This is a genomic window from Bacillus sp. RSS_NA_20, from assembly GCF_020165915.1.
Taxonomy (GTDB): domain Bacteria; phylum Bacillota; class Bacilli; order Bacillales; family Bacillaceae; genus Bacillus; species Bacillus altitudinis.
Map to the genome: position 1 here is coordinate 495,770 of NZ_JAIUKW010000005.1, position 21,060 is coordinate 516,829.

General features: G+C 40.3%; 25 protein-coding genes. 18 read left to right on the plus strand and 7 right to left on the minus strand.

Annotated elements, in window-relative coordinates:
* Window positions 1-52: 52 nt before the first annotated feature.
* Window positions 53-454, minus strand: a complete 402-nt coding sequence (locus LCD32_RS08025) for a hypothetical protein (protein ID WP_224563425.1) — start codon at window positions 452-454, stop codon at window positions 53-55.
* Window positions 455-1,044: 590 nt separating this feature from the next.
* Between LCD32_RS08025 and LCD32_RS08030 the strand changes: the two genes are divergently transcribed.
* From LCD32_RS08030 to LCD32_RS08040, 3 genes are all read left to right on the plus strand, one after another.
* Entirely contained in the window at window positions 1,045-1,518 is a 474-nt protein-coding gene (locus LCD32_RS08030) for a CarD family transcriptional regulator (RefSeq protein WP_007499456.1), read from the plus strand.
* Between the two features lie 314 nt (window positions 1,519-1,832).
* Window positions 1,833-2,582, plus strand: a complete 750-nt coding sequence (locus tag LCD32_RS08035) for a poly-gamma-glutamate hydrolase family protein (protein ID WP_035391999.1) — start codon at window positions 1,833-1,835, stop codon at window positions 2,580-2,582.
* A gap of 165 nt (window positions 2,583-2,747) precedes the next feature.
* A complete protein-coding gene (locus LCD32_RS08040) occupies window positions 2,748-3,896 on the plus strand; it encodes a Rap family tetratricopeptide repeat protein (RefSeq protein WP_017359041.1) in 1,149 nt (382 codons plus the stop codon).
* Between the two features lie 89 nt (window positions 3,897-3,985).
* On the opposite strand, the gene LCD32_RS08045 is transcribed toward LCD32_RS08040, so the two are convergent.
* Complete coding sequence (locus LCD32_RS08045) at window positions 3,986-5,311, minus strand: S8 family peptidase (RefSeq protein ID WP_144684283.1); 1,326 nt, start codon at window positions 5,309-5,311, stop codon at window positions 3,986-3,988.
* A gap of 584 nt (window positions 5,312-5,895) precedes the next feature.
* Between LCD32_RS08045 and LCD32_RS08050 the strand changes: the two genes are divergently transcribed.
* Both LCD32_RS08050 and LCD32_RS08055 read left to right on the plus strand, forming a co-directional pair.
* The gene (locus LCD32_RS08050) at window positions 5,896-6,630 is read left to right on the plus strand and encodes a poly-gamma-glutamate hydrolase family protein (RefSeq protein WP_008344018.1); all 735 of its coding nucleotides are present in this window, start codon (window positions 5,896-5,898) and stop codon (window positions 6,628-6,630) included.
* Between the two features lie 76 nt (window positions 6,631-6,706).
* Window positions 6,707-7,156 (plus strand): OsmC family protein, encoded by a 450-nt coding sequence (locus LCD32_RS08055; RefSeq protein WP_052320353.1) that lies wholly within the window; start codon window positions 6,707-6,709, stop codon window positions 7,154-7,156.
* 46 nt (window positions 7,157-7,202) lie between these two features.
* On the opposite strand, the gene LCD32_RS08060 is transcribed toward LCD32_RS08055, so the two are convergent.
* From LCD32_RS08060 to LCD32_RS08075, 4 genes are all read right to left on the minus strand, one after another.
* Window positions 7,203-7,562, minus strand: a complete 360-nt coding sequence (locus LCD32_RS08060; RefSeq protein WP_017359037.1) for a DMT family transporter — start codon at window positions 7,560-7,562, stop codon at window positions 7,203-7,205.
* A 15-nt stretch (window positions 7,563-7,577) separates the two neighbouring features.
* Window positions 7,578-7,895, minus strand: a complete 318-nt coding sequence (locus LCD32_RS08065; RefSeq protein ID WP_017367286.1) for a DMT family transporter — start codon at window positions 7,893-7,895, stop codon at window positions 7,578-7,580.
* A gap of 2 nt (window positions 7,896-7,897) precedes the next feature.
* A complete protein-coding gene (locus LCD32_RS08070) occupies window positions 7,898-8,440 on the minus strand; it encodes a TetR/AcrR family transcriptional regulator (RefSeq protein WP_008344015.1) in 543 nt (180 codons plus the stop codon).
* Between the two features lie 112 nt (window positions 8,441-8,552).
* Window positions 8,553-8,792 (minus strand): hypothetical protein, encoded by a 240-nt coding sequence (locus LCD32_RS08075; protein ID WP_035700839.1) that lies wholly within the window; start codon window positions 8,790-8,792, stop codon window positions 8,553-8,555.
* A 104-nt stretch (window positions 8,793-8,896) separates the two neighbouring features.
* On the opposite strand from LCD32_RS08075, the gene LCD32_RS08080 reads away from it, so the two are divergent.
* The 9 genes from LCD32_RS08080 to LCD32_RS08120 all read left to right on the plus strand — a co-directional run bounded on the left by LCD32_RS08080 (window position 8,897) and on the right by LCD32_RS08120 (window position 15,770).
* Window positions 8,897-9,298 (plus strand): YmaF family protein, encoded by a 402-nt coding sequence (locus tag LCD32_RS08080; protein WP_007499437.1) that lies wholly within the window; start codon window positions 8,897-8,899, stop codon window positions 9,296-9,298.
* A gap of 68 nt (window positions 9,299-9,366) precedes the next feature.
* A complete protein-coding gene (gene miaA, locus LCD32_RS08085) occupies window positions 9,367-10,317 on the plus strand; it encodes a tRNA (adenosine(37)-N6)-dimethylallyltransferase MiaA (RefSeq protein ID WP_017359035.1) in 951 nt (316 codons plus the stop codon).
* Window positions 10,318-10,342: 25 nt separating this feature from the next.
* Window positions 10,343-10,564: an RNA chaperone Hfq gene (gene hfq / locus LCD32_RS08090; RefSeq protein WP_003211269.1), complete on the plus strand. Its 222-nt coding sequence runs from the start codon at window positions 10,343-10,345 to the stop codon at window positions 10,562-10,564.
* Window positions 10,565-10,725: 161 nt separating this feature from the next.
* Window positions 10,726-11,058, plus strand: a complete 333-nt coding sequence (locus LCD32_RS08095; RefSeq protein WP_025207367.1) for a YmzC family protein — start codon at window positions 10,726-10,728, stop codon at window positions 11,056-11,058.
* 79 nt (window positions 11,059-11,137) lie between these two features.
* Window positions 11,138-11,350 carry a hypothetical protein gene (locus LCD32_RS08100; protein ID WP_003212415.1) on the plus strand — a complete coding sequence of 71 codons (213 nt, stop codon included), beginning with the start codon at window positions 11,138-11,140 and terminating at the stop codon, window positions 11,348-11,350.
* 265 nt (window positions 11,351-11,615) lie between these two features.
* The gene (nrdI, locus tag LCD32_RS08105; protein WP_017359034.1) at window positions 11,616-12,008 is read left to right on the plus strand and encodes a class Ib ribonucleoside-diphosphate reductase assembly flavoprotein NrdI; all 393 of its coding nucleotides are present in this window, start codon (window positions 11,616-11,618) and stop codon (window positions 12,006-12,008) included.
* Window positions 11,968-14,070 (plus strand): class 1b ribonucleoside-diphosphate reductase subunit alpha, encoded by a 2,103-nt coding sequence (gene nrdE / locus LCD32_RS08110; RefSeq protein ID WP_017359033.1) that lies wholly within the window; start codon window positions 11,968-11,970, stop codon window positions 14,068-14,070. The genes nrdI and nrdE overlap by 41 nt, the downstream gene beginning before the upstream one ends.
* Before the next feature lie 17 nt (window positions 14,071-14,087).
* Window positions 14,088-15,068, plus strand: a complete 981-nt coding sequence (nrdF, locus tag LCD32_RS08115; protein WP_034324190.1) for a class 1b ribonucleoside-diphosphate reductase subunit beta — start codon at window positions 14,088-14,090, stop codon at window positions 15,066-15,068.
* A gap of 84 nt (window positions 15,069-15,152) precedes the next feature.
* On the plus strand, window positions 15,153-15,770 hold the full coding sequence (locus tag LCD32_RS08120) for a hypothetical protein (protein WP_058213759.1): 618 nt from the start codon (window positions 15,153-15,155) through the stop codon (window positions 15,768-15,770).
* A 55-nt stretch (window positions 15,771-15,825) separates the two neighbouring features.
* Here LCD32_RS08120 and LCD32_RS08125 read toward each other — a convergent pair whose 3' ends face one another.
* A complete protein-coding gene (locus LCD32_RS08125) occupies window positions 15,826-16,584 on the minus strand; it encodes an N-acetylmuramoyl-L-alanine amidase (RefSeq protein WP_058213758.1) in 759 nt (252 codons plus the stop codon).
* Window positions 16,585-16,904: 320 nt separating this feature from the next.
* Between LCD32_RS08125 and spoVK the strand changes: the two genes are divergently transcribed.
* The 4 genes from spoVK to LCD32_RS08145 all read left to right on the plus strand — a co-directional run bounded on the left by spoVK (window position 16,905) and on the right by LCD32_RS08145 (window position 21,048).
* Window positions 16,905-17,864: a stage V sporulation protein K gene (gene spoVK / locus LCD32_RS08130; protein ID WP_008344008.1), complete on the plus strand. Its 960-nt coding sequence runs from the start codon at window positions 16,905-16,907 to the stop codon at window positions 17,862-17,864.
* 120 nt (window positions 17,865-17,984) lie between these two features.
* The gene (gene hflX / locus LCD32_RS08135; protein WP_224563455.1) at window positions 17,985-19,247 is read left to right on the plus strand and encodes a GTPase HflX; all 1,263 of its coding nucleotides are present in this window, start codon (window positions 17,985-17,987) and stop codon (window positions 19,245-19,247) included.
* An 18-nt stretch (window positions 19,248-19,265) separates the two neighbouring features.
* Entirely contained in the window at window positions 19,266-20,546 is a 1,281-nt protein-coding gene (locus tag LCD32_RS08140) for an aminotransferase class I/II-fold pyridoxal phosphate-dependent enzyme (RefSeq protein ID WP_224563458.1), read from the plus strand.
* A 91-nt stretch (window positions 20,547-20,637) separates the two neighbouring features.
* The gene (locus LCD32_RS08145) at window positions 20,638-21,048 is read left to right on the plus strand and encodes a MerR family transcriptional regulator (RefSeq protein ID WP_007499423.1); all 411 of its coding nucleotides are present in this window, start codon (window positions 20,638-20,640) and stop codon (window positions 21,046-21,048) included.
* The last annotated feature ends 12 nt before the right edge of the window (window positions 21,049-21,060 follow it).

Below are 21,060 nucleotides of genomic sequence, written 5' to 3' on the forward strand. Positions count from 1 at the left end.
ATATTCCCATATGTCATTAAATGGTATTTTATACCCTTATTTTGCTTGTTTTTTAGTAATAACGGGGTAGGAATGCATTTGGTTGGTTCATTCCGTAAGCATTTCCTGTCATATGATGATTTGCCGGCATCATCATCTGCATATCATGATAGCCATATGGCTGGTAGGGAGCCATACCATAATTGCCGTAGTGACCGAAGTGATGGTGATCGTTCATCTGTACATTTGAATAGGGTTCATACTGCTTCATAAAAGGGGAATAGGCTGAATGATGATGCGGGTGGTGTCCGCTATAAGCATCTTTTTTACCGGTATGATAATGATTTGGCATATTCATATGGTCATGCATGTTTGGTGCGATCATATGCTCATGATTGGCTGTATACACATTTTCAAACGTGTGATAGGGATTTCCTTGATGGTAATGGTTGGTTTGGTTATTCATATTATTCATTTTGTATCTCATCCTTTTTTTCAGGTTGCCATATCCTATGAGCTGCACCTGTTTCATGAGCCTATCCATATGAAAGAAAAGAACGACATGTAACAAAAAAACCGGCTTTTCAGCCGGGAAAACAAAAAGCAGGTGCAGCGTCAAACACTAAAATGAGAAGCTATGTCTTTTTCTGCGACGCTTCTTACATCTGCTGCAGACACTTTTAGGAAAATAATGGGGATCGTAGCTTCTTGACGTATCCCAAAAATCGCTCTCAAACCAATCATCTTTTTTATGATAAAACTTCTTTTTTTCACACGTATCCATATGGTGATGATCGTCATGCTTTTTATAGCATTTTGAGTGGGAATGTTTGCTCTTGCATTTGCACATTGTCATCCCTCCTAAATGTGACTCAATGCTAGTATATGCAAGAAAGGTGTACGAGGACTGGATGGTGGCGCTCCTTTTGTAAAAAAAGGCTAATTCTTTAAAAACTCAAATAAAAAGAATTGACTAGTGCTAAATTAACATGATAAAATATAAATTTTTATCCTCTGCTGAAATGTGTTATAATGATATTGTGAATACTTTCGGAGGTGGCGGATTTGTTTCAAATAGGTGATAAAATTGTTTATCCAATGCATGGAGCCGGTGTGATTGAAGGAATGGAAGAAAAAGAGATTTTAGGTAAGACGCAGGAATATTTTCTGATTCAAATGCCGAATATGCAGATGATGGTCCCAAAAGGCAGAATCAATCAACTAGGTATACGTCCGGTAGCTGATCAAGCTACGCTGAAAGTTGTGATGAACAATTTTGCAGAAGAAACAAACGACGACACGCTTACTTGGAAGCAAAGATATGATGAAAATCTGAAAAAGCTAAAAACAGGTTCGATTGAAGATGGCGCAGACGTTGTCAAAGATCTGATGAGACGTAATCAGAAAAAAGCCTTAAATTCTAGTGAAAAGAAGATGCTTGAAGATGCACGGGGCATGTTAGTTAGCGAAATTTCACTTGCACAAGGCATGTCGCAAGATGAAGTGCTGACAGCATTAGAGAATGAATTAAGAGTTTAATGCTGGATATACAGAGACTGGCTGTAAACAGAAGGAGATATTCCTTTTGTTTACAGCTTTTTTATTTGAAAAAAGATGAAAATTCCCAATTTTGTAGGTGTTTTTGACTAAAACTAAAATGAGGTCATAGGATTTAGTTTTTACTTGCACATGAACCGTTTTAAAGAAGCCGAAAATACCTAGGGCAACATAAAAAAACAGGTAAGTTCTCCTGATTCATGAAAAGGAGCCGTACATTCTTTGAATTCTTTTAGCGATTGATAGTAAAATAATGCGATAAGATGACATCGAAGAGAATGAAAAGGAGCGGTGAAATGAAAAGACTACTCATAAGTGGATTCATCTTTCTCATCCTGTGTGCTCTTTTAATGGTGAAATGCAGCCATTCTATCCAAGAAAATAAAGAGCAAAAACAACATCATGAAGAAGTAGAAAAGTATAAGAAAGAGCGAAAAAAAGGGGATCAATATGAAAGTTTTAAACAGCTTATACGGCATGAAAGAGACGGCTATGAGATAGAGTTTCATGAAAAAGGGGGAAGTGACTTACTTGTCTTTTCTCCTCACGGCGGCGAAATTGAACCAGGAACAAGTGAAATTGTAGAAGCATTTGAAAAGAAGTACTCTACGTATTTATTTGAAGGGACAAAACAAGATAACAATCGTGACTTGCATATCACTAGTACAAAATTCGATGAACCGATTTTGGTTCAAATGATTAAAACATATCCCTTTTCTATATCAATCCACGGCTATAAAAGTGATAGAAGACATACACTTGTGGGCGGGACAAACGAAAAAATGCAAGATGCGGTTGTGCGAGAACTAAAAGACCGGGGCTTCTCCGCAGAGCTCGTGCAAAAAGGCCAGCGCCTCTCTGGAACGGATCCAAACAACATTAATAATCAAAATGCAAGTGGCGAAAGTGTCCAATTAGAAATTAGTACGGCGCAGAGAAAAGCCTTTTTTGACAACTTTGATACAAGAAAAGGAAAGAAAAAAGCATTTAGTCGCTATGTCAGTGGTTTAAAAGAAGTGCTTAGAGAATTCGACCCTTCTTCGTAGAAAAAAGGTTTTGATGGGCAAAAGTACTCTCTTTAAACTTGGTAAAAAAGATAGAAATGTGCAAAATCAACATAAAATATGAAATAAATGACAATTTGCCTTAAAATCATAAATTATGTAAAATAATAGTTATCAGTTTGATATGATAGAATGGGGCTGAAGTGGATGGCACACAAAATACCATCTTCCGAAGTAGGTGTAAAAATCAATCAATGGTACACACATATTTGCAAATTTGAAGTTGATCAGGCAAACGATATGAAGCGCCTTGTTGAAGAAGACATTCATGAGATGGAAGAAGATCAAGATTTATTACTCTATTATTCTCTCATGGATTTTCGCCATCAAATGATGCTTCAGCACTTAACGCCAGTCCATGCAGGGAATGAATCGCTTCAAGCGGTTTCTTTTCCAAAAGAAATTGAAGAGGCAGAAGATGAGATGACGGGTTTATTGGGTTATTACTTTCATTTTTTTCATGGAATGTATGCATTTACCCAGCACCGGTATATCGAAGCCATTTCCTATTATAAGCATGCGGAACATCAGCTGATCTTAGTGACAGATGAGATCGAAAAAGCGGAATTTTATTATAAAATTGCTGAAGTATACTATCATATGAAACAAACCTATTTTTCTATGCATTATGCGAAAAAAGCGAGAGACATCTATAAGAAACATCAGCTTTATGGAAAAAGAAGCATTCAATGCGATTTTGTGATGGCAGGTAATTGGATTGATGTAAGTCAGCATCAAAAAGCGCTCCCTTATTTAGAAAAAGCTTTAAAAGTGTGTGAAGCAATGGAAAGAAAAGAATGCACATCTTATTTTAAGGCGATGGCCCTCAATAACTTAGGAACTTGTCATTATAGTATGGGAACCTACCATACAGCGACTGTCTTCTTTGAACAAGCCATTTCACTTTATCAAAAAGATCAAGCTGCAACGATGATCAAATCATTGTTTTCACTGGCTCTTACTTGTTTTAAACTCGAAGATATGGAGCGAGCGAGTGAGGCTATAAAGGAAGGCATGAATCAGGCCTCTATATTGGGAGATGAAATTTATCAATTGAAATTCCAATTTTTACAGGCACTCTATATAGAAACAGACAGCTGGGAACAATTGAGGTCAGCCCTTTTGGGACTACGAAACAAAAAAATGTTTGCTGATTTAGAGGAATTGGCACTTGATGCGGCTAATTATTATAAGGAACGCGACATGTACAAGGAATCTTCCACTTTTTTTGAAATTGTGATCGAAGCGCGTACGCACATTCAAAAAGGAGATGAGATGTATGAGAACGAAGCATAACATGTCAGCTGCTCAAGTAGAAGAAAGACTTCACACATAAAAACAGATAAAACAACACCCTTTACGAAAAACGTAAAGGGCTTTTTTATTTATTCTTGGATTGCTTTTTCTGCGTCGATGGCACCTGCTCCGTAGATCATTGGATCCTCTCCAGACCACTTGCTTGTATTTTCTTTTAATAAAGTTTTGACTTCATCAGGAGTTAAATCTGATGAATGCTCTAATAATAGTGCGCAGATACCGGCACAAATGGGTGTCGCCATCGAAGTGCCAGATAATGTCGTATAAACATCATCGACTCTGCTTGATTTATCTAGTTTATCTAGGAATGATCTTGGTGATCTAAGAGAGACGATATTGACTCCTGGTGCGAGGAGGTCGGGCTTTGTTTCACCATAGACCGTTGGACCTCTGCTCGAAAATGGCGCCACGACATCGTCACTTGATTCGGGCGTATTTCGATCATCATAGGCTCCGACTGTAATGACTTTTTGACTCACGGCAGGGCTTGCGATTGTTTGACTGTTAGGACCGGAGTTCCCAGCAGCAACGCATACAACAATCCCTTGATCCCAAGCCGCATTGACAGCGCGCACCATCGGATCGTCTTGTTCGTCATCATAACGCTGCGCATCGCCACCAAGTGACATACTGATAATGTGAATTGGGTCGTCAGGATGGTCTTCGTTGAACTGTATGCACCATTCAACACCTTCTATAATAGTAGAAAGTGATCCAGCTCCTTGTTTATTTAACACTTTCACCCCAATGATATTGGCTTTTGGAGCAGGACCTTTGTATAAGCCACCTGAAGCAGCTCCGTCTCCAGCCACATCCCCAGCGCAATGCGTTCCATGACCGTTATCATCATAAGGTTTCGTTTTTTGTTTGACTAAATCTACAAAGTCGCGAATTCTTCCTTCTAAGTCCTGATGTGGGTATACGCCCGTGTCAACGACCGCCACCGTAATGCCTTCGCCAGTTAAGGTCATGCCATTTCGAACGACTTCATCCGCATGACTTGATTGTGTCGCCACATCCAGCAGTGCATGTACCTGTCTGTCTAAATATATTTTGCGAATATGCTCCCCATTCGCTAAGAGTTCCTCTAAAGCAGCAGGGGTAAGATGAGCTGCGCAGCAGTCAATGTGTGAAAAATGTTTTTTGATGTTTGTTTTTCTGCTTTTTTTCAATAGCTGCTTTGTGCTTTGAATACCTGCTTCGACTGCATCTTCTTTAAATTCAATGATGACCCGAAGCTTCTTGCTCTTCTTTAACCTACCTTCAAAAAAACGATGAAGAAAACAAGGTGTCCACTTAAAAGGTTTATAGAGGTGAAGGACGGTCTCTCTTAAAGGTTGATCCAATTTACTAGCATGTGTTCTGACCATTTGTACCATGGAAAATCCAAACATGTGATGCCCTCCATTCTAGCTATCAATTCTCGTACACTCTTACGTTATGAACATGACAGCATCTTCGTTCGGATTCTTGTCCCTTCTTTTGTTCATATTGGCGTCTGACTCATTTCCTCCAAAAAGAAAAAGCGTTTACATTTTGTAAAATAATAGAAAAAGGTGGAAATCATATCAAAACTGCCGATGATAGGTGGGAGAGTTCTTCTTAGAGAACCAGTAAAACAGAGGATTCTGCAGAAAAAAGGGGGTTCTAGACAGGGTCAATGCTCATACAAATGTGATTCATTCCAGATGAAAAAAACCAAATCAGCATAAAAAAAAGACGAATTAAAGAAAACAGACTGGGTAGGACTAGGTCATTTTAAACATAACTTCATTTGTTTGTCATACTATTCTAACTCTGTTTTCAATCAGGAGAGGCGTTTCTGTGTATATAAATGCAATTATCTTATTTTTGAGGAATCTCATGATCTAGAGTGTTATGATCAAATTTGAAGAGAAAATGTGGAAAAAATGAAAAGAAATGATGATTCAATATTAATCATAGAAACGGCTTAGAAATCTGTTAAAGGAGAACGGGAATGAAGAAGTTTTTTGCTTTGCTTCTCCTGCTTGCACTCGGATGGGGCGTCTATTATACCATGCAAGCACAGGAACATGATGAGCCAGTGTCATCAGGTGGAGAAGACGAAAGCGGTTCAAATGATATGTATCGAAATTTTAAAGAACTGGAAGAGAATGAATCAACAGATCATTATCAAATCACATCCAATCCAGTGCCCGGCAGCCGTCTTCTAGTGATGTCGCCTCATGGCGGGAGAATCGAAGGCGGCGTTAGTGAGATTGTCCATTTTTTTGATAACGATTTTTCTACGTACTTATTTGAAGGTTTTAGAGAAAATGCATCAGAACTTCATATTACAAGTACAAACTTCGATGAACCAATCGGAGTCGCACAGGCAAAAGCACATGATTATGTATTAGCTGTTCATGGATATAAAGGGGAGCCGGGAATTGACCACACCCTTGTTGGCGGAACAGACTATGACCGTGCTGAAAAAATTGTGAACTCATTAGAGCGCAACGGTTTTTCTGCTGAACTTGCAGTTGCACACGCAACCCTAAGCGGAACGAGCAATCATAATATTAATAATCTTACAAAAACAGGGCAAAGTGTACAGCTTGAGATTAGTAGAAGTCAACGGGAAGCGTTATTTGACAGTTTCGATTTTCGGCAGCGATCGAGTACAAAAAACGAGACGTTCTACCGGTATGTCAGGGCGATTCGAACGGTGCTGGATGAAGAATATACGTAAGGATGGTGCACATCTTAAGACAGCAAGGTGAATTCTTGTTACACTATAAAAAGTGATAACAAAAGGAGAGACAGATATGGCGCGTCATCATTTTCATCTTCAGGCAAGCTGGCCTGGTCTGCGTAACGATGTGGGGACAATCGAATGTGCACAGTTAAAGACGGAGATTTCCATTCCAAAAGAAATGGATGGACCGGGTATTGGAACAAATCCAGATGAGATGCTCCTAGGTGCAGCAGCCACATGTTATATCATTACACTTGCAGCCATGATGGAGCGGAGTCAATTAGAGAAAGAGGATCTATCGATGAGCTCTGAGGCAGTTGTCGATGTGACAAACGGTGTGTTTACATATGAGAAAATCATTCACCGTCCTGTCATCATTCTCAAAGAGTCTGCTACAGCACAGGACATAGAACGAGCTCGTAAGCTGGCACATAAAGCGGAAAGCTCATGTATGATCTCTAGAGCTGTGCAAGGGAATGTCCATATTTCCTTAGAAGAAACCATCAAAGCTGGTGATTAAGATAAAAAAGTCATTTTCTCTTGATTAATGGAGAAAATGACTTTTTTTATGAGGTCCATTCGGTTTGATCGAAGGGTTCTTTCTTTTGTTTTTTGGATTGATTTAAGACAATGACGCCGCATATGACAAGTGCAAGACCAATGAATCCTTTCATATGAATGGTTTCGTTAAATAGCACGAGGCCCACTAGAGCAGTAAGTGCTGTACCGACCCCAGACCAAGTGGCATATGCAGATGATAGCTCAATTGTTTTGAGTGCCAAACTGAGAAAGGTAAAGGCGCATCCAAATCCGATCAGGACCCCCATACTCGGCAGCACCTGTGTAAAACCTTGCGAAAGCTTCAGCATCGTACTGCCAAACACCTCTGTCAAAATGGCTCCTGTTAAATAAAGCATTCCTTTCATATCACTTCACATCCTTTAAGACATATTTAATAGTACGACCCCTGAAACAAGCATTGCCATTCCAATAAGTGCTTGACGGTTCAAGGTTTCTTTGAAAAAGAGCACGCCAAAAAAAGCCGTGAGGACGGTACCTACCCCAGACCATGTGGCGTAAGACATGCTAAGTGGAATGATATTTAGGGTCAATGACAGCATGTAAAAAGCAAGTGTATAGCCAGCGACAACGACAGCGCTAGGTTTAAAGCGTGTGAAACCATTTGATAGTTTCAGCATCGCTGCCCCAATCGCTTCTGAAAAAATGGCGATAGCCAAAAAAAGATATCCGAGGATCATCATCATCCCTCCTCTAAAATGTGTAAAATCCGATGAAGTAAAAGGGTTTTTTCCTCTCGATTCAATGGTTCAAGCTGAAACATTTCTGAAAACCATATGCCATCACAGGCAAGACGGATCAATTGGCTAAGTGCAGGGTCATTGATTTCCTCGGCTGCTTTTTCTTTAAATTCCGCATAAAAATGACGCCAAGGATTTAATAACGCTTCATCAAATGACATGGTTGCCAGCATACTTGTACATAGCTGTGTGGTGTTTTGTCTATCAAGATCATTTAATGTGGCCAATATATAGGCACGTACATAGGGCGCCTTTTCGTTTTTGTATGTTTCCTGATACGTGTCAAGCTGCTGACGAAAAGAGGCAACCGCATGCTCATTCATTTGCTGGATCAGGTCTTCCTTGCTTGAAAAATGATACAGTAGCCCAGCTTTGGTCATATTTGCATGTTCTGCCACCTGCTGAAGGGTGAGCTGACTCAATCCTTCTTTTAGAATGGTGTGAGCTGCTGCCTCAAAAATTTGTTCTTTTTTCGTTTTAGACATAAAAAAAACACCTACTTTACTGAACGGTCGGTAAAGTAAATGTTAACCTATGAAAAACAAACGTGTCAATCGATTCATTTTATAAGAGGATGTTTTCACTAAATCGTCATATTTAATAATAAGGGTATGGTCCATATGGCGGTGGATAAGGATAACCATAGCCATATCCTGGAGCAAGAAGCGACCCAGCTAGAAGCCCTCCAGCAAAACCACCTAAAAATGGCGGTCCAAAAAATCCAGGTCTCCCATAGCCAAAACCAGGGCGCCCAAAACCAAACCCAGGTCTTCCAAAACCAAATCCAAAAGGTCTTCTCATCTCATCTTGAACAAACGGTGCGTCAAAATAATTCATAAAAAAAGACTCCTTTCACATAAAATCACTGTAACTGACATCAGTGTATTCGAGTGGCCCACTTGTGTTTGGGTGAATGCCTAAAATAAGGAGGAATGTAAAAAATGGGCCTGTATCCGTCTGATTGGGCTAAATGTCCACCTCATGCTCATGCTTATAAAGCGCGAACGGATGTAACCGAAGAACATTATCATTTAATAGAAGGTATTTCTCAGCCTGTGAATGGAAGCAGTACCGACAGACATACTCATTATTACCGGGGGATCACGTCATTTGAAAGAGGGCATTTTCATAGATATTATGGCGTCACTGGACCTGCTATCCCAAGAGTGGACGGGACGCACTACCATGAAATTGAGGAAGTCACGTTTTCTGCCTATACCGATTCTGTCCCGATTCCATACGGGGGAGTCGTTTACAGTCCAGATGAAGAAAGGCCAACGCATAAGCACCGTTTAAAAGGAAAGACATATGAAGTGGTCGGGAATGAACCACTTGGCTGGTGACGGGAGGATATAGGAGAGAAAGAGAAGTTATGCTATACTGTAGGCAGTTTGTAAAAGAGAGTGATGTTATGAAAAAACAACCAGTGATTGTATTAGTAGGTCCGACGGCTGTCGGAAAAACAAAGCTGAGCATTGATATAGCGAAAGCATTTAATGGAGAAATTATCAGCGGGGACTCCATGCAGATCTATAAAGGGATGGATATTGGCACAGCGAAAATCACCCCTGAAGAAATGAATGGCGTACCGCACCATTTAATCGATATTAAACAACCGGATGAATCGTTTTCTACAGCTGAATTTCAGCAGCTTGTCCGCTTAAAAATCAAAGAGATTGCTGCGAGAGGGAAAACGCCCATGATTGTTGGTGGAACTGGGCTATATATTCAGTCTGTTTTATATGATTACACGTTTACTGATGAGAAAAGTGATCCTGCTTTTAGAGAAGAGATGACGCTGTTTAAGCAGCAGCATGGACCGATCAAGCTGTATGAAAAGCTAAAAGAAGCCGATCCTGACGCTGCAAAAGCGATTCATCCGAATAACGTCCGCCGCGTGATCAGGGCGCTTGAAATCATCCATACAACAGGTCAGAAAATGTCTGATATGCAAAACGGGCATCAAGAAGTTCCTCTGTATGACACTGCCTTCATTGGGCTGAAAATGGACCGAGAGCTTTTGTACGAGCGCATTCATCAAAGAATTGATATGATGTTAGATGAAGGCTTAATTGAAGAAGTGAGCGCACTTTATCAATCTGGTTTGAAAGATTGTCAGTCTGTTCAAGCGATTGGTTATAAAGAGTTGTATGCCTATTTTCAAGGCAACTGCTCACTTGATGAAGCCATCCAGCAATTAAAACAAAATTCCCGCAGATATGCGAAGCGTCAGTTTACGTGGTTCCGTAATAAAATGGATGTCACCTGGTTTGATATGACACCACCTTGCCACTTTTCGGACAAAAAAGAGGAAATTTTCGCATATATAGCAGGAAAGCTTGGACTTAAAGCGAAACTGTAGTTATCAGAATCAAGGAGGACGAAACATGAAACCGATTAATATTCAGGACCAATTTTTGAATCAGATCCGCAAAGACAATACATTTGTCACAGTATTTTTACTGAATGGCTTTCAGCTTCGCGGTCAAGTAAAGGGATTTGACAATTTCACGGTGCTGCTTGAGACAGAAGGGAAGCAGCAGCTTATTTATAAACATGCGATTTCAACATTTGCACCTCAAAAAAATGTAAATCTTGAATTAGAATAAACACCCGTTTTCACCAATAGCCCCATGCAGCTGCGAATAAACCGGCCGAAACCCGCTACGTTTTTTGTCAGTGCAGAGGGGCTATTTTGCATGCCATGAAACTTTTCTGTCCAAGTTGCGTATAAATCCTTATTGGACATTTAAAAGGTGAGGGGATTTATATGGAAAATGCAGAGCTTGAATTGAGAAGGATTCGAGTGATCCTTCTTTTGATTGGAATCGTTGTCTTATTTGGATCATGCGCCATCTCGAACATCGAAACGAGACAAGAAAGTTGGCATAACCATTCTGGTGAGCATGATGGGAGCCATGTTGATGGTCTTTTACCATCATCTGTTGCGCTAAAAAATAATCACATTGCTGTTGTAAAAGATGATGAAGTACATGTATACCGGTTTGATGAAAAAGAAGGAGAGCTGACGCTCATTACGACAAAATACATAGATGAATGGGATGAAGATGATGGTGATAGTGAAGACTTTGATGAAGAGTAAGCACGTAAATTTACAAATGAATGTGAAGTCGCTACACTATAAACATGCATCAGACATCTAGACAGAAAAGGATGAGTTCATGACACACAAAATTAAAATTAATCATTGGGAACAAACTTGTGAAGATGACTCCTGTTTCGAATATGGAACAAGTGTTTCTGTAAACGGGAAAGAGTTAGTAAGAGAAGCCTCGATCGTCTCTGCGCTTGAAGCGGTGCTGAAAGAATTAGGTGTTGAAGTGGAAATAACAGAAGTGTCAGAAGATTTACAGTGCGATGCCTACAAAAAATAAAACAAAAAGTCTAGTCTACTAAGCGATTTTTTTTCGTGTTATGATAGATTTCGGTTTCAGTTGAATAGGGAGTAGGGCAGTCTATTTTTAGAACCTGCTCTGCTCTATTTATTTGAACGTACGAGTTCGGCTATGAATGTTCGGCCGGGTTGGTTGATTTTTTTCGTTTCGAGCATCTATATATTGTGTTTTGAAAAAACATAGTATACTATATATAGTGAATAACGAAATGATCAACAATACTAAAAACTAGGTCGTGATGGAATTGATTCAAATCGTATTTGATTCAAAAACAGGAAATGTTCAACGCTTTTTGGACAAGACCCCTTTTACAGACAAACGAAAATTGACTGGAGAAGAGTTTTTGGATACGCCGTTTATTCTCGTCACCTTTACGACAGGATTTGGACAAGTCCCTGGTACCACTCAGTCATTTTTAGAGAAAAATGCGCACCTTCTACTAGGTGTAGCGGTGAGTGGGAACAAAGTGTGGGGAGATAACTTTGCCAAAAGCGCCGATACGATTTCTAAACAATATCAAGTTCCTATTTTGCACACCTTTGAACTAAGCGGAACAAAAAGGGATGTTGAATTGTTTACACAGGAGGTAGAAAGAATTGTCACAAAATCAGGTTCCAAAGTGGATACAATTAAATAACGAGATTATGATTCAAAAAGAAGGAAAGTTTCAGTTCGACAAGGACAAAGAAGCTGTACATAGTTATTTCGTAGATTATATTAATCAAAACACGGTCTTCTTTCATAATCTAGAAGAGAAGATTGATTACTTAATAGAAAACGACTACTATGAGGAAGAATTTTTAAGACAATACAGCATGTCAGATATTAAAGAAGTATTTGAAGCTGCATATGCCAAGAAATTTAGATTCCCATCATTTATGAGTGCGTTTAAGTTTTACAATGACTATGCACTGAAAACAAATGACAAAAAGAAAATCCTTGAACGCTATGAAGACCGCATTTCAGTTGTGGCTCTTTTCTTTGCGGGTGGAGACAAAAAGAAAGCACTTGAGTTTGTGGAACTGATGATCAACCAAGAGTATCAGCCAAGTACACCAACATTCTTAAACGCAGGCCGTAAAAGACGTGGTGAGCTGGTGAGCTGCTTCTTGCTTGAAGTGAATGACTCATTAAACGATATCTCAAGAGCCATTGATATTTCCATGCAGTTGTCTAAATTAGGCGGCGGCGTCAGCTTGAACCTTTCAAAGCTTCGTGCGAAAGGTGAAGCGATCAAAGATGTAGAAAATGCGACCAAAGGTGTCGTAGGCGTCATGAAACTTCTTGATAATGCATTCCGATATGCAGATCAAATGGGACAAAGACAAGGTTCAGGCAGTGCGTACTTGAATATTTTCCACAGAGATATTAATGATTTCTTAGATACGAAAAAAATCTCTGCGGATGAAGATGTTCGTGTGAAAACACTTTCGATCGGCGTCGTCATCCCAGATAAATTTATCGAGCTTGCTAGAGAAGATAAAACAGCTTACACATTCTATCCTCATACAGTTTATAAAGCTTATGGACAGCATCTTGATGAGATGGATATGGAAGAAATGTATGACGAGCTTGTAGAAAACCCGAAAGTCAAAAAAGAAAAAGTCAATCCGAGAAAACTTCTTGAAAAATTAGCTGTTCTGCGCTCAGAATCAGGCTATCCATATATCATGTTCCAAGATAATGTGAATAGAGAGCACGCACTGAACCATATTTCACGTGTGAAATTCTCAAACCTTTGCTCAGAAGTACTTCAAGCTTCAGAAGTCTCTTCTTACACGGACTATGATCAAGATGATGAGATCGGACTTGATATTTCTTGTAACCTTGGTTCTTTAAATATCATGAACGTGATGAAAAACAAATCCATTGAAAAAACAGTCAAGCTTGCAACGGACTCACTCACACTTGTGTCTGAAACAACAGATATCCGCAATGCACCAGCTGTTAGAAAAGCGAACAAAGCGATGAAGTCAATTGGACTTGGTGCGATGAACCTTCATGGGTATTTAGCTCAAAACCAAATCGCTTATGAAAGTGAAGAAGCAAGAGATTTTGCTAATACGTTCTTTATGATGGTGAACTATTACTCCATTAAGCGTTCAAGTGAGCTTGCAAAAGAAAAAGGGGAAACATTCCACCGTTATGAGGGCTCTGGTTATGCAACAGGTGAGTACTTCAATAAATACGTAGAAAATGATTTCACTCCAAAAACAGAAAAAGCAGCTGCGCTATTTGAAGGCATGCACATTCCAACAAAAGAAGATTGGGCAGCACTCAAAGACTTTGTAGCGGAAAATGGCATGTACCATAGCTATCGATTATGTATTGCACCAACAGGTTCTATTTCGTATGTTCAATCGGCAACAGCGTCTGTGATGCCAATTATGGAACGTATTGAAGAAAGAACATACGGAAACAGCAAAACGTATTATCCAATGCCAGGACTTTCAGCACAAAACTGGTTCTTCTATAAAGAAGCATACGATATGGACATGTTTAAAGTGGTCGATATGATCGCAACCATTCAGCAGCACGTCGATCAAGGAATCAGCTTTACATTATTCCTAAAAGATACGATGACAACGCGTGACTTAAACCGCATCGATCTTTATGCACACCATAAAGGCATTAAGACACTTTATTATGCAAGAACGAAGGATACAGGGCAGGAAGGCTGTCTTTCTTGTGTTGTTTGATTAAAGGAGAGTTTAACGTGACAAAAATTTATGATGCAGCCAACTGGTCAAAACACGAAGATGATTTTACACAAATGTTTTACAACCAAAACGTCAAGCAATTCTGGCTTCCAGAAGAGATTTCCTTAAACGGGGATCTCTTAACATGGAAATATTTAGGTGAAAAAGAGCGAGATACGTACATGAAGGTACTGGCTGGACTGACGTTACTTGATACAGAACAAGGAAATACAGGAATGCCGATAGTGGCTGAACATGTGGACGGTCATCAACGTAAAGCCGTGTTAAACTTTATGGCCATGATGGAAAATGCCGTGCATGCAAAATCATACTCAAATATCTTCATGACGCTTGCACCAACTGAAACGATTAGTGAAGTATTTGAATGGGTCAAGAAAAATAAATTCTTGCAAAAGAAAGCAGATATGATTGTAGGTCTGTACCGTTCCATTCAAAAGGATGACCCGATTTCCTTATTTAAAGCAATGGTTGCTTCAGTGTATTTAGAAAGCTTCCTATTCTATAGCGGCTTTTACTACCCGCTATATTTCTACGGTCAAGGAAAGCTCATGCAAAGTGGTGAAATCATTAACTTGATTTTGCGCGATGAAGCGATTCACGGTGTGTATGTTGGATTGTTAGCACAAGAAATTTACAACAAACAAACACCTGACGTGCAAAAAGAGCTTTATGATTTCTCTATCGATCTGCTTAATGAGCTTTATGAAAATGAACTTCATTACACTGAGGATATTTATGACCAAGTCAATTTATCGCATGATGTGAAAAAGTTCATTCGTTACAATGCCAATAAAGCGTTAATGAACCTTGGATTTGCCCCTTACTTTGAAGAAGAAGAGATCAACCCAATTGTATTGAACGGACTCAATACAAAAACAAAGTCACATGACTTCTTCTCAATGAAAGGGAACGGCTACAAAAAGGCAACAGTTGAGCCGTTAAAAGATGACGATTTCTTCTTTGGAGATGAATCATAAGGAAAGCGTAAAAGTCAAAACGCATCACTCGTTTTGGCTTTTTGCCATTTCTAACAATGTGTTACATACTGGAGGTTACCGAACATGGGAAAAATGGACGAAATGATTTTAGTTGCACCGCGCGCACGCGTGTTCCAAAACGAAACACTTGCGTTTAATGGTGTGAATAGTGAAGAGAAAACAATCAGCACCATTATGAAAGAAATTGAAGAGCACTTCGAGCAAATGCGAAGAGGCGATGCAGAAGAAAATCCTGACTTCAAACAGCCGATACCTTATGTCGTGATTAAGCGTGAGGACGAAGTGTATGTATATGAAAGACTTCAAGGCGGGGGAGAGACGCGCTTACATCATAAGTTATCTCTTGGCTTTGGGGGTCATATGAATTTCATTGAAGGAAAAAATTTTGCTGAGATTCTAAAAGAAAATACCGATCGTGAACTGGACGAGGAACTTTCGATTCAAGAAGAAGACAAACTTGAGATGAAAACCCTTGGACTCATTAATGATGATGACAATAGTGTCGGCCGTGTGCACATCGGACTGTTATCAGCCCTTGAATTATCGCCGGGTGCTCATGTAGAAGTAAAAGAAACAGATCAAATCTCAGGCAAATGGATGAAAGTAACAGATTTGAAAAAGCCTGAGTACTTCGATCGTCTTGAAACATGGTCTCAATTTGTCGTGAACATTTTAGCATAATTGGATAGACAACAAACCGGCTCTAAAGATGACTTGAGCCGGTTTGTTTTTTAGATTATTGAAAAACGAATGCGTCGTGACCGGCCTGCTTTAATCGAGCGACGAGGTCATCTGCATTTTGCTTTGAACGGAAAGCGCCAGCTTGGACTCGGTACATGCCGCTATCCAGTACGACCAGCGCTTCAAATCCTTTGGATCTGAGTGTAGCTGCTAGTTCATCCGCATTGGCTTTGACCTTGAAAGCCCCTGCTTGCACTTTATATAGGTTACTTGCTTTTTTTTTCAATTGAAGGGCTTTTTCTAATCCAGTGGCATGAGCACGAGCGATCCCTTGAAGGAAAGTAGCGTTACGGAGCTTATTTGCATCAGCTACCGTATCGATGAAACCGTTTTCAGTTAAAATGGCAGACATAGAAGTTTCCCGCAGAACGTGGAAGTTCGCCGTTTTCTTGCCGCGGTCGGCAAAATCAACGGAGCGGACAATCTCATCATGAAGGGCATTGCGATACGTGGTGGTTGGTGCTGAAACGCCAGGGTACACATAACTTTCAAAACCTGTGCCTCCGCCAGCATTAATATGAATAGACACGAAACAGTCAGCTCCCCAGCTGTTTGCCGCATTCGTACGCTGGGATAACGTGACGGATTGGTCAATTGAACGACTTAAGCGGACGGAAACCCCATCATATTCACTAATCAACATATCTCTCAGAAAAAGCGCAATTTGCAGTGTGATATTTTTCTCCAAAAGTCCATTAGCAGCAGCTCCAGAATCTGTTCCTCCGTGGCCAGGATCAATAAAAATTTTCACCATCTATTCATCACCTCGTCTTTATTTTATGAGGAAATAGAAAAATTGCCTGTACAAAATGCGGAAATCATCGAGACTCTTTTCTGCACAATTTGGGAAGAAAAGGCGCTATTTTTCTAAGAAAAAACAAATTGTTGGTTTGTCCGCCCGAAATGGATGAATACAATGGAAATAGCACATCATTTCCTGGGAAACCGCACAATCCCCTACAATAACCGGTATCTCGGGTCATTTTGACAGTAAACCGATGCTAGTGCGGGCGATTGTCACGATTACAGCTCCACCCGAATAGATTAAAGAGAGAAGAGCGAGAGGTGAATACGTTGGAGCGAGCTGTCACATATAAAAATAACGGCCAAATCAACATTATACTTAATGGACAGAAGCAAGTATTGGTTGATGCAGATTCAGAGGCAGAATACCTAGAGGCCTTGCAAAAAAATGAGGCCAAACACAGCATCTTACGAGAAATAGAACGAGAAATGAACAGCCTTGTCGGGATGGATGAAATGAAACGAAACATAAAAGAAATTTATGCTTGGATTTTTGTCAATCAAAAAAGACAAGAACAAGGATTAAAGGTAGGAAAACAAGCGCTTCATATGATGTTTAAAGGAAATCCTGGCACAGGGAAAACAACGGTTGCACGGCTTGTCGGGAAGCTTTTCTTTGAAATGAATGTTCTTTCAAAGGGGCACTTAATTGAAGCAGAACGAGGAGATCTTGTTGGAGAGTACATTGGACATACAGCTCAAAAAACAAGAGATTTGATTAAAAAATCACTAGGCGGCATTTTGTTCATCGATGAAGCCTATTCTCTTGCCCGCGGAGGAGAGAAGGATTTCGGGAAAGAAGCCATTGATACCCTTGTAAAACATATGGAGGATAAGCAGCATGAATTCATCCTCATCTTAGCTGGATACTCCAAGGAAATGGATCATTTTCTTTCTCTAAATCCTGGTCTGCAATCGAGATTTCCGATCAATATCAACTTCCCTGATTATACGGTCGATCAGCTGATGGATATTGCAAAACGAATGATGGCCGATCGGGAATATGTCTTTACCCAAGAGGCAGAATGGAAACTGCGAGACTATTTAATGCATATCAAGAGCACAACGAGTCCTGCCAAATTCAGCAACGGCCGTTTTGTGCGAAACACCATTGAAAAAGCGATCCGAACTCAGGCGATGAGGCTGCTTCTTGTGGATCATTATGATAAAAAAGATTTACTTACGATTAAAAGCCATGATCTGCAAATGAAAGAGGATACGCCTTCTTGAAATGGCGTATCCTTTTTGTAAAGAGACAAGAAATTAAACCTTCCGAATGGTGGTATACGTGTGATGTGTTTGGTATGATGGTACTACTGAAACTTAAGTACAGAAAGGAAACAACTGACGTTGAATGAACATGAAATGATCGAAAAAGCGATCCTTGTCGGCTGTCAACTGCCACATATAACGGATGAACGCTTTCAATATTCTATGGAAGAATTAGCTTCCTTAACCAAAACAGCTGGCGGTGAAGCTGTCAGCATCATGACGCAAAAAAGAAATAGACAGGACAGCGCGACTTACATCGGAAAAGGGAAAGTGGAAGAGCTTGAAGTGCTTTGCGAGGAGTTAGACTGTGACGTTATTATTTTTAACGACGAGCTTTCGCCTAGCCAGTTAAAAGCTTTAGCGACTGCCTTAGATGTGAAAATCATTGACCGTACGCAATTGATTCTAGACATCTTTGCCAAAAGAGCCCGTACAAGAGAGGGGAAGCTGCAAATAGAGCTTGCCCAGCTTCAGTATGCCTTGCCGAGACTGAGTGGACAAGGGATCAGCCTTTCAAGACAAGGCGGCGGAATTGGCGCAAGAGGTCCAGGTGAAACAAAACTTGAAACAGATAGACGTCATATTCGAAACCGCATACACGAGATTCACGGACAACTATCTGCAGTCAAAGAACACCGCACGAGATACCGGGAACGACGGAAGAAAAATGGCGTATTCCAAATCGCTATTGTCGGGTACACAAATGCCGGGAAATCAACATTGTTTAACCAGTTAACAGAAGCGGATAGCCATGAAGAAGATTTGCTGTTTGCTACACTTGACCCAATGACGCGTAAAATGACACTTGAATCTGGCTACAGTGTACTGATTTCCGATACAGTTGGTTTTATTCAAGACCTTCCAACCACACTGATTGCAGCATTTCGTTCCACTCTTGAAGAAGTAAAAGAAGCAGACTATTTGCTTCATGTGATCGATTCTTCGAATGAGGATTATGAAGGGCATGAACGAACGGTTCATAAGCTTTTAGAGGAATTAGAAGCTGACCGTATTCCGATGCTGACTGTCTATAACAAAAAAGACCAAATCCGGCCGGATTTTATCCCTTTCTCAAAGCAGCGCCACATTTTAATCAGTGCTAGGCGCGAGGAAGATGTGAAGCGGTTAAAAGCGGATATCATGGCTGAACTGAAAAAAGATTTTTTAAAGCCATATCATGTAAGAATTCCGGCATATGAAGGAAAACTCATATCTGCCTTAAAGTCAGAAACCTTGGTGGAATCACTGGAATTCCAAAAGGAAGCAGAGCTTTATGACATCACTGGATTTAGTGGTGAGGAGCAAACCATATTAGGACAAATCAAGAAGTATATGTTGTAGGAAAGGAATTAAATCACGATGTTTCACACTTTAAAACATGGCACCATTTTAGAAAAAAAAGCAGCAGAAGCAGAACAAGACATTTCACAAATACATCAGCAAATTGATCGAAAGAGCGAACAAAATGAGTGGCGGGTTCTTGAAAGCTACCGGAAACATAAAGTCAGCGACTCTCATTTTAACCCGACAACTGGTTATGGCTACGATGATATGGGAAGAGACACGTTAGAAAAGATCTATGCGGATGTATTTGGAGGGGAAAGCGGTCTTGTACGCCCGCAGATCATTTCTGGAACACATGCCATTTCCATCGCCTTATTCGGTGTGCTAAGACCTGGTGATGAATTGATCTACATGACGGGGAAACCTTACGATACCCTAGAAGAGATTGTCGGGATTCGCGGCAAAGAAGGGACAGGCTCATTAAAAGATTTTCAGATCGATTACAAAGCCATTGATTTGCGTCAAGATGGATCTGTCGATTTCGACAAAGTCAAAGAATCTATTTCCCAAAAAACAAAAGTCATCGGGATTCAGCGTTCTAAAGGCTATGCGTCAAGACCATCCTTTACAATAGAAGAAATTGAACAAATGATTTCATTTGTGAAAGACATCAATGATGACATCATTGTGTTTGTTGACAACTGCTATGGTGAATTTACTGAATTACAAGAGCCGTGTCATGTGGGCGCAGACCTTATGGCAGGTTCGCTCATTAAAAACCCAGGCGGCGGCCTTGCTAAAACTGGCGGCTACATTGTCGGTAAAGAAAAATGGGTAGAAGCTTGCTCTTATCGAATGACATCTCCAGGCATCGGCAGTGAAGCGGGTGCATCGCTGTATGCGCTTCAGGAAATGTATCAAGGATTTTTCTTAGCACCGCATGTTGTTGCACAAAGTTTAAAAGGTGCCGTGTTTACAGCGCGTTTTCTTGAAAAACTCGGGTTCCAAACAAACCCGTCGTGGAATGCGAAAAGAACCGACTTGATTCAATCTGTAGAATTTGGAGACCCTAAAAAAATGATTGCATTTTGTCAGGCCATTCAATATGCATCACCGATTAACAGTCATGTCACACCGCATGCGAGCTATATGCCGGGATACGAGGACGATGTGATTATGGCAGCGGGCACATTTGTCCAAGGAGCCAGCATTGAATTATCAGCTGATGGTCCGATTAGACCGCCTTACACAGCCTATGTTCAGGGCGGTCTCACGTACGCCCATGTGAAAAATGCCATTTGCAGTGCTGTAGATGCCTTATTAGAGCAAGGTTTTATTGAAGTGCCTGCTCGATAAAAAAATCCATGTTAATATTCCTAACATTTCGTTGACACATAATATAACATGACATATAATAAATTTAAGCAAAGAGGAGGAGACAGTTGAGATGAGTGATAACATTCGCCGCTCAATGCCTTTATTCCCAATTGGGATTGTCATGCAGCTAACAGAATTATCTGCAAGACAAATTCGCTATTATGAGGAAAATGGTTTAGTATTTCCAGCTAGAAGTGATGGGAATCGCCGATTATTTTCTTTCCATGATGTTGATAAATTACTAGAAATCAAAAACCTCATCGAACAAGGTGTAAACATGGCAGGAATCAAAAAACTTTTTGCCAAAGCTGAGGCAGAAAATCCATCGTCTGAAACAAAGACAGAGGAGAAAACCACAGCGAAGCACAACTTGACAGATGATGAACTCAGGAAGCTACTGAAGAAGGAACTCATTCAGGCTGGACGTTTCCAACAAGGAACGACCTTTAGGCAGGGGGATATGTCAAGGTTCTTCCGTTAACCAATTAGCAAA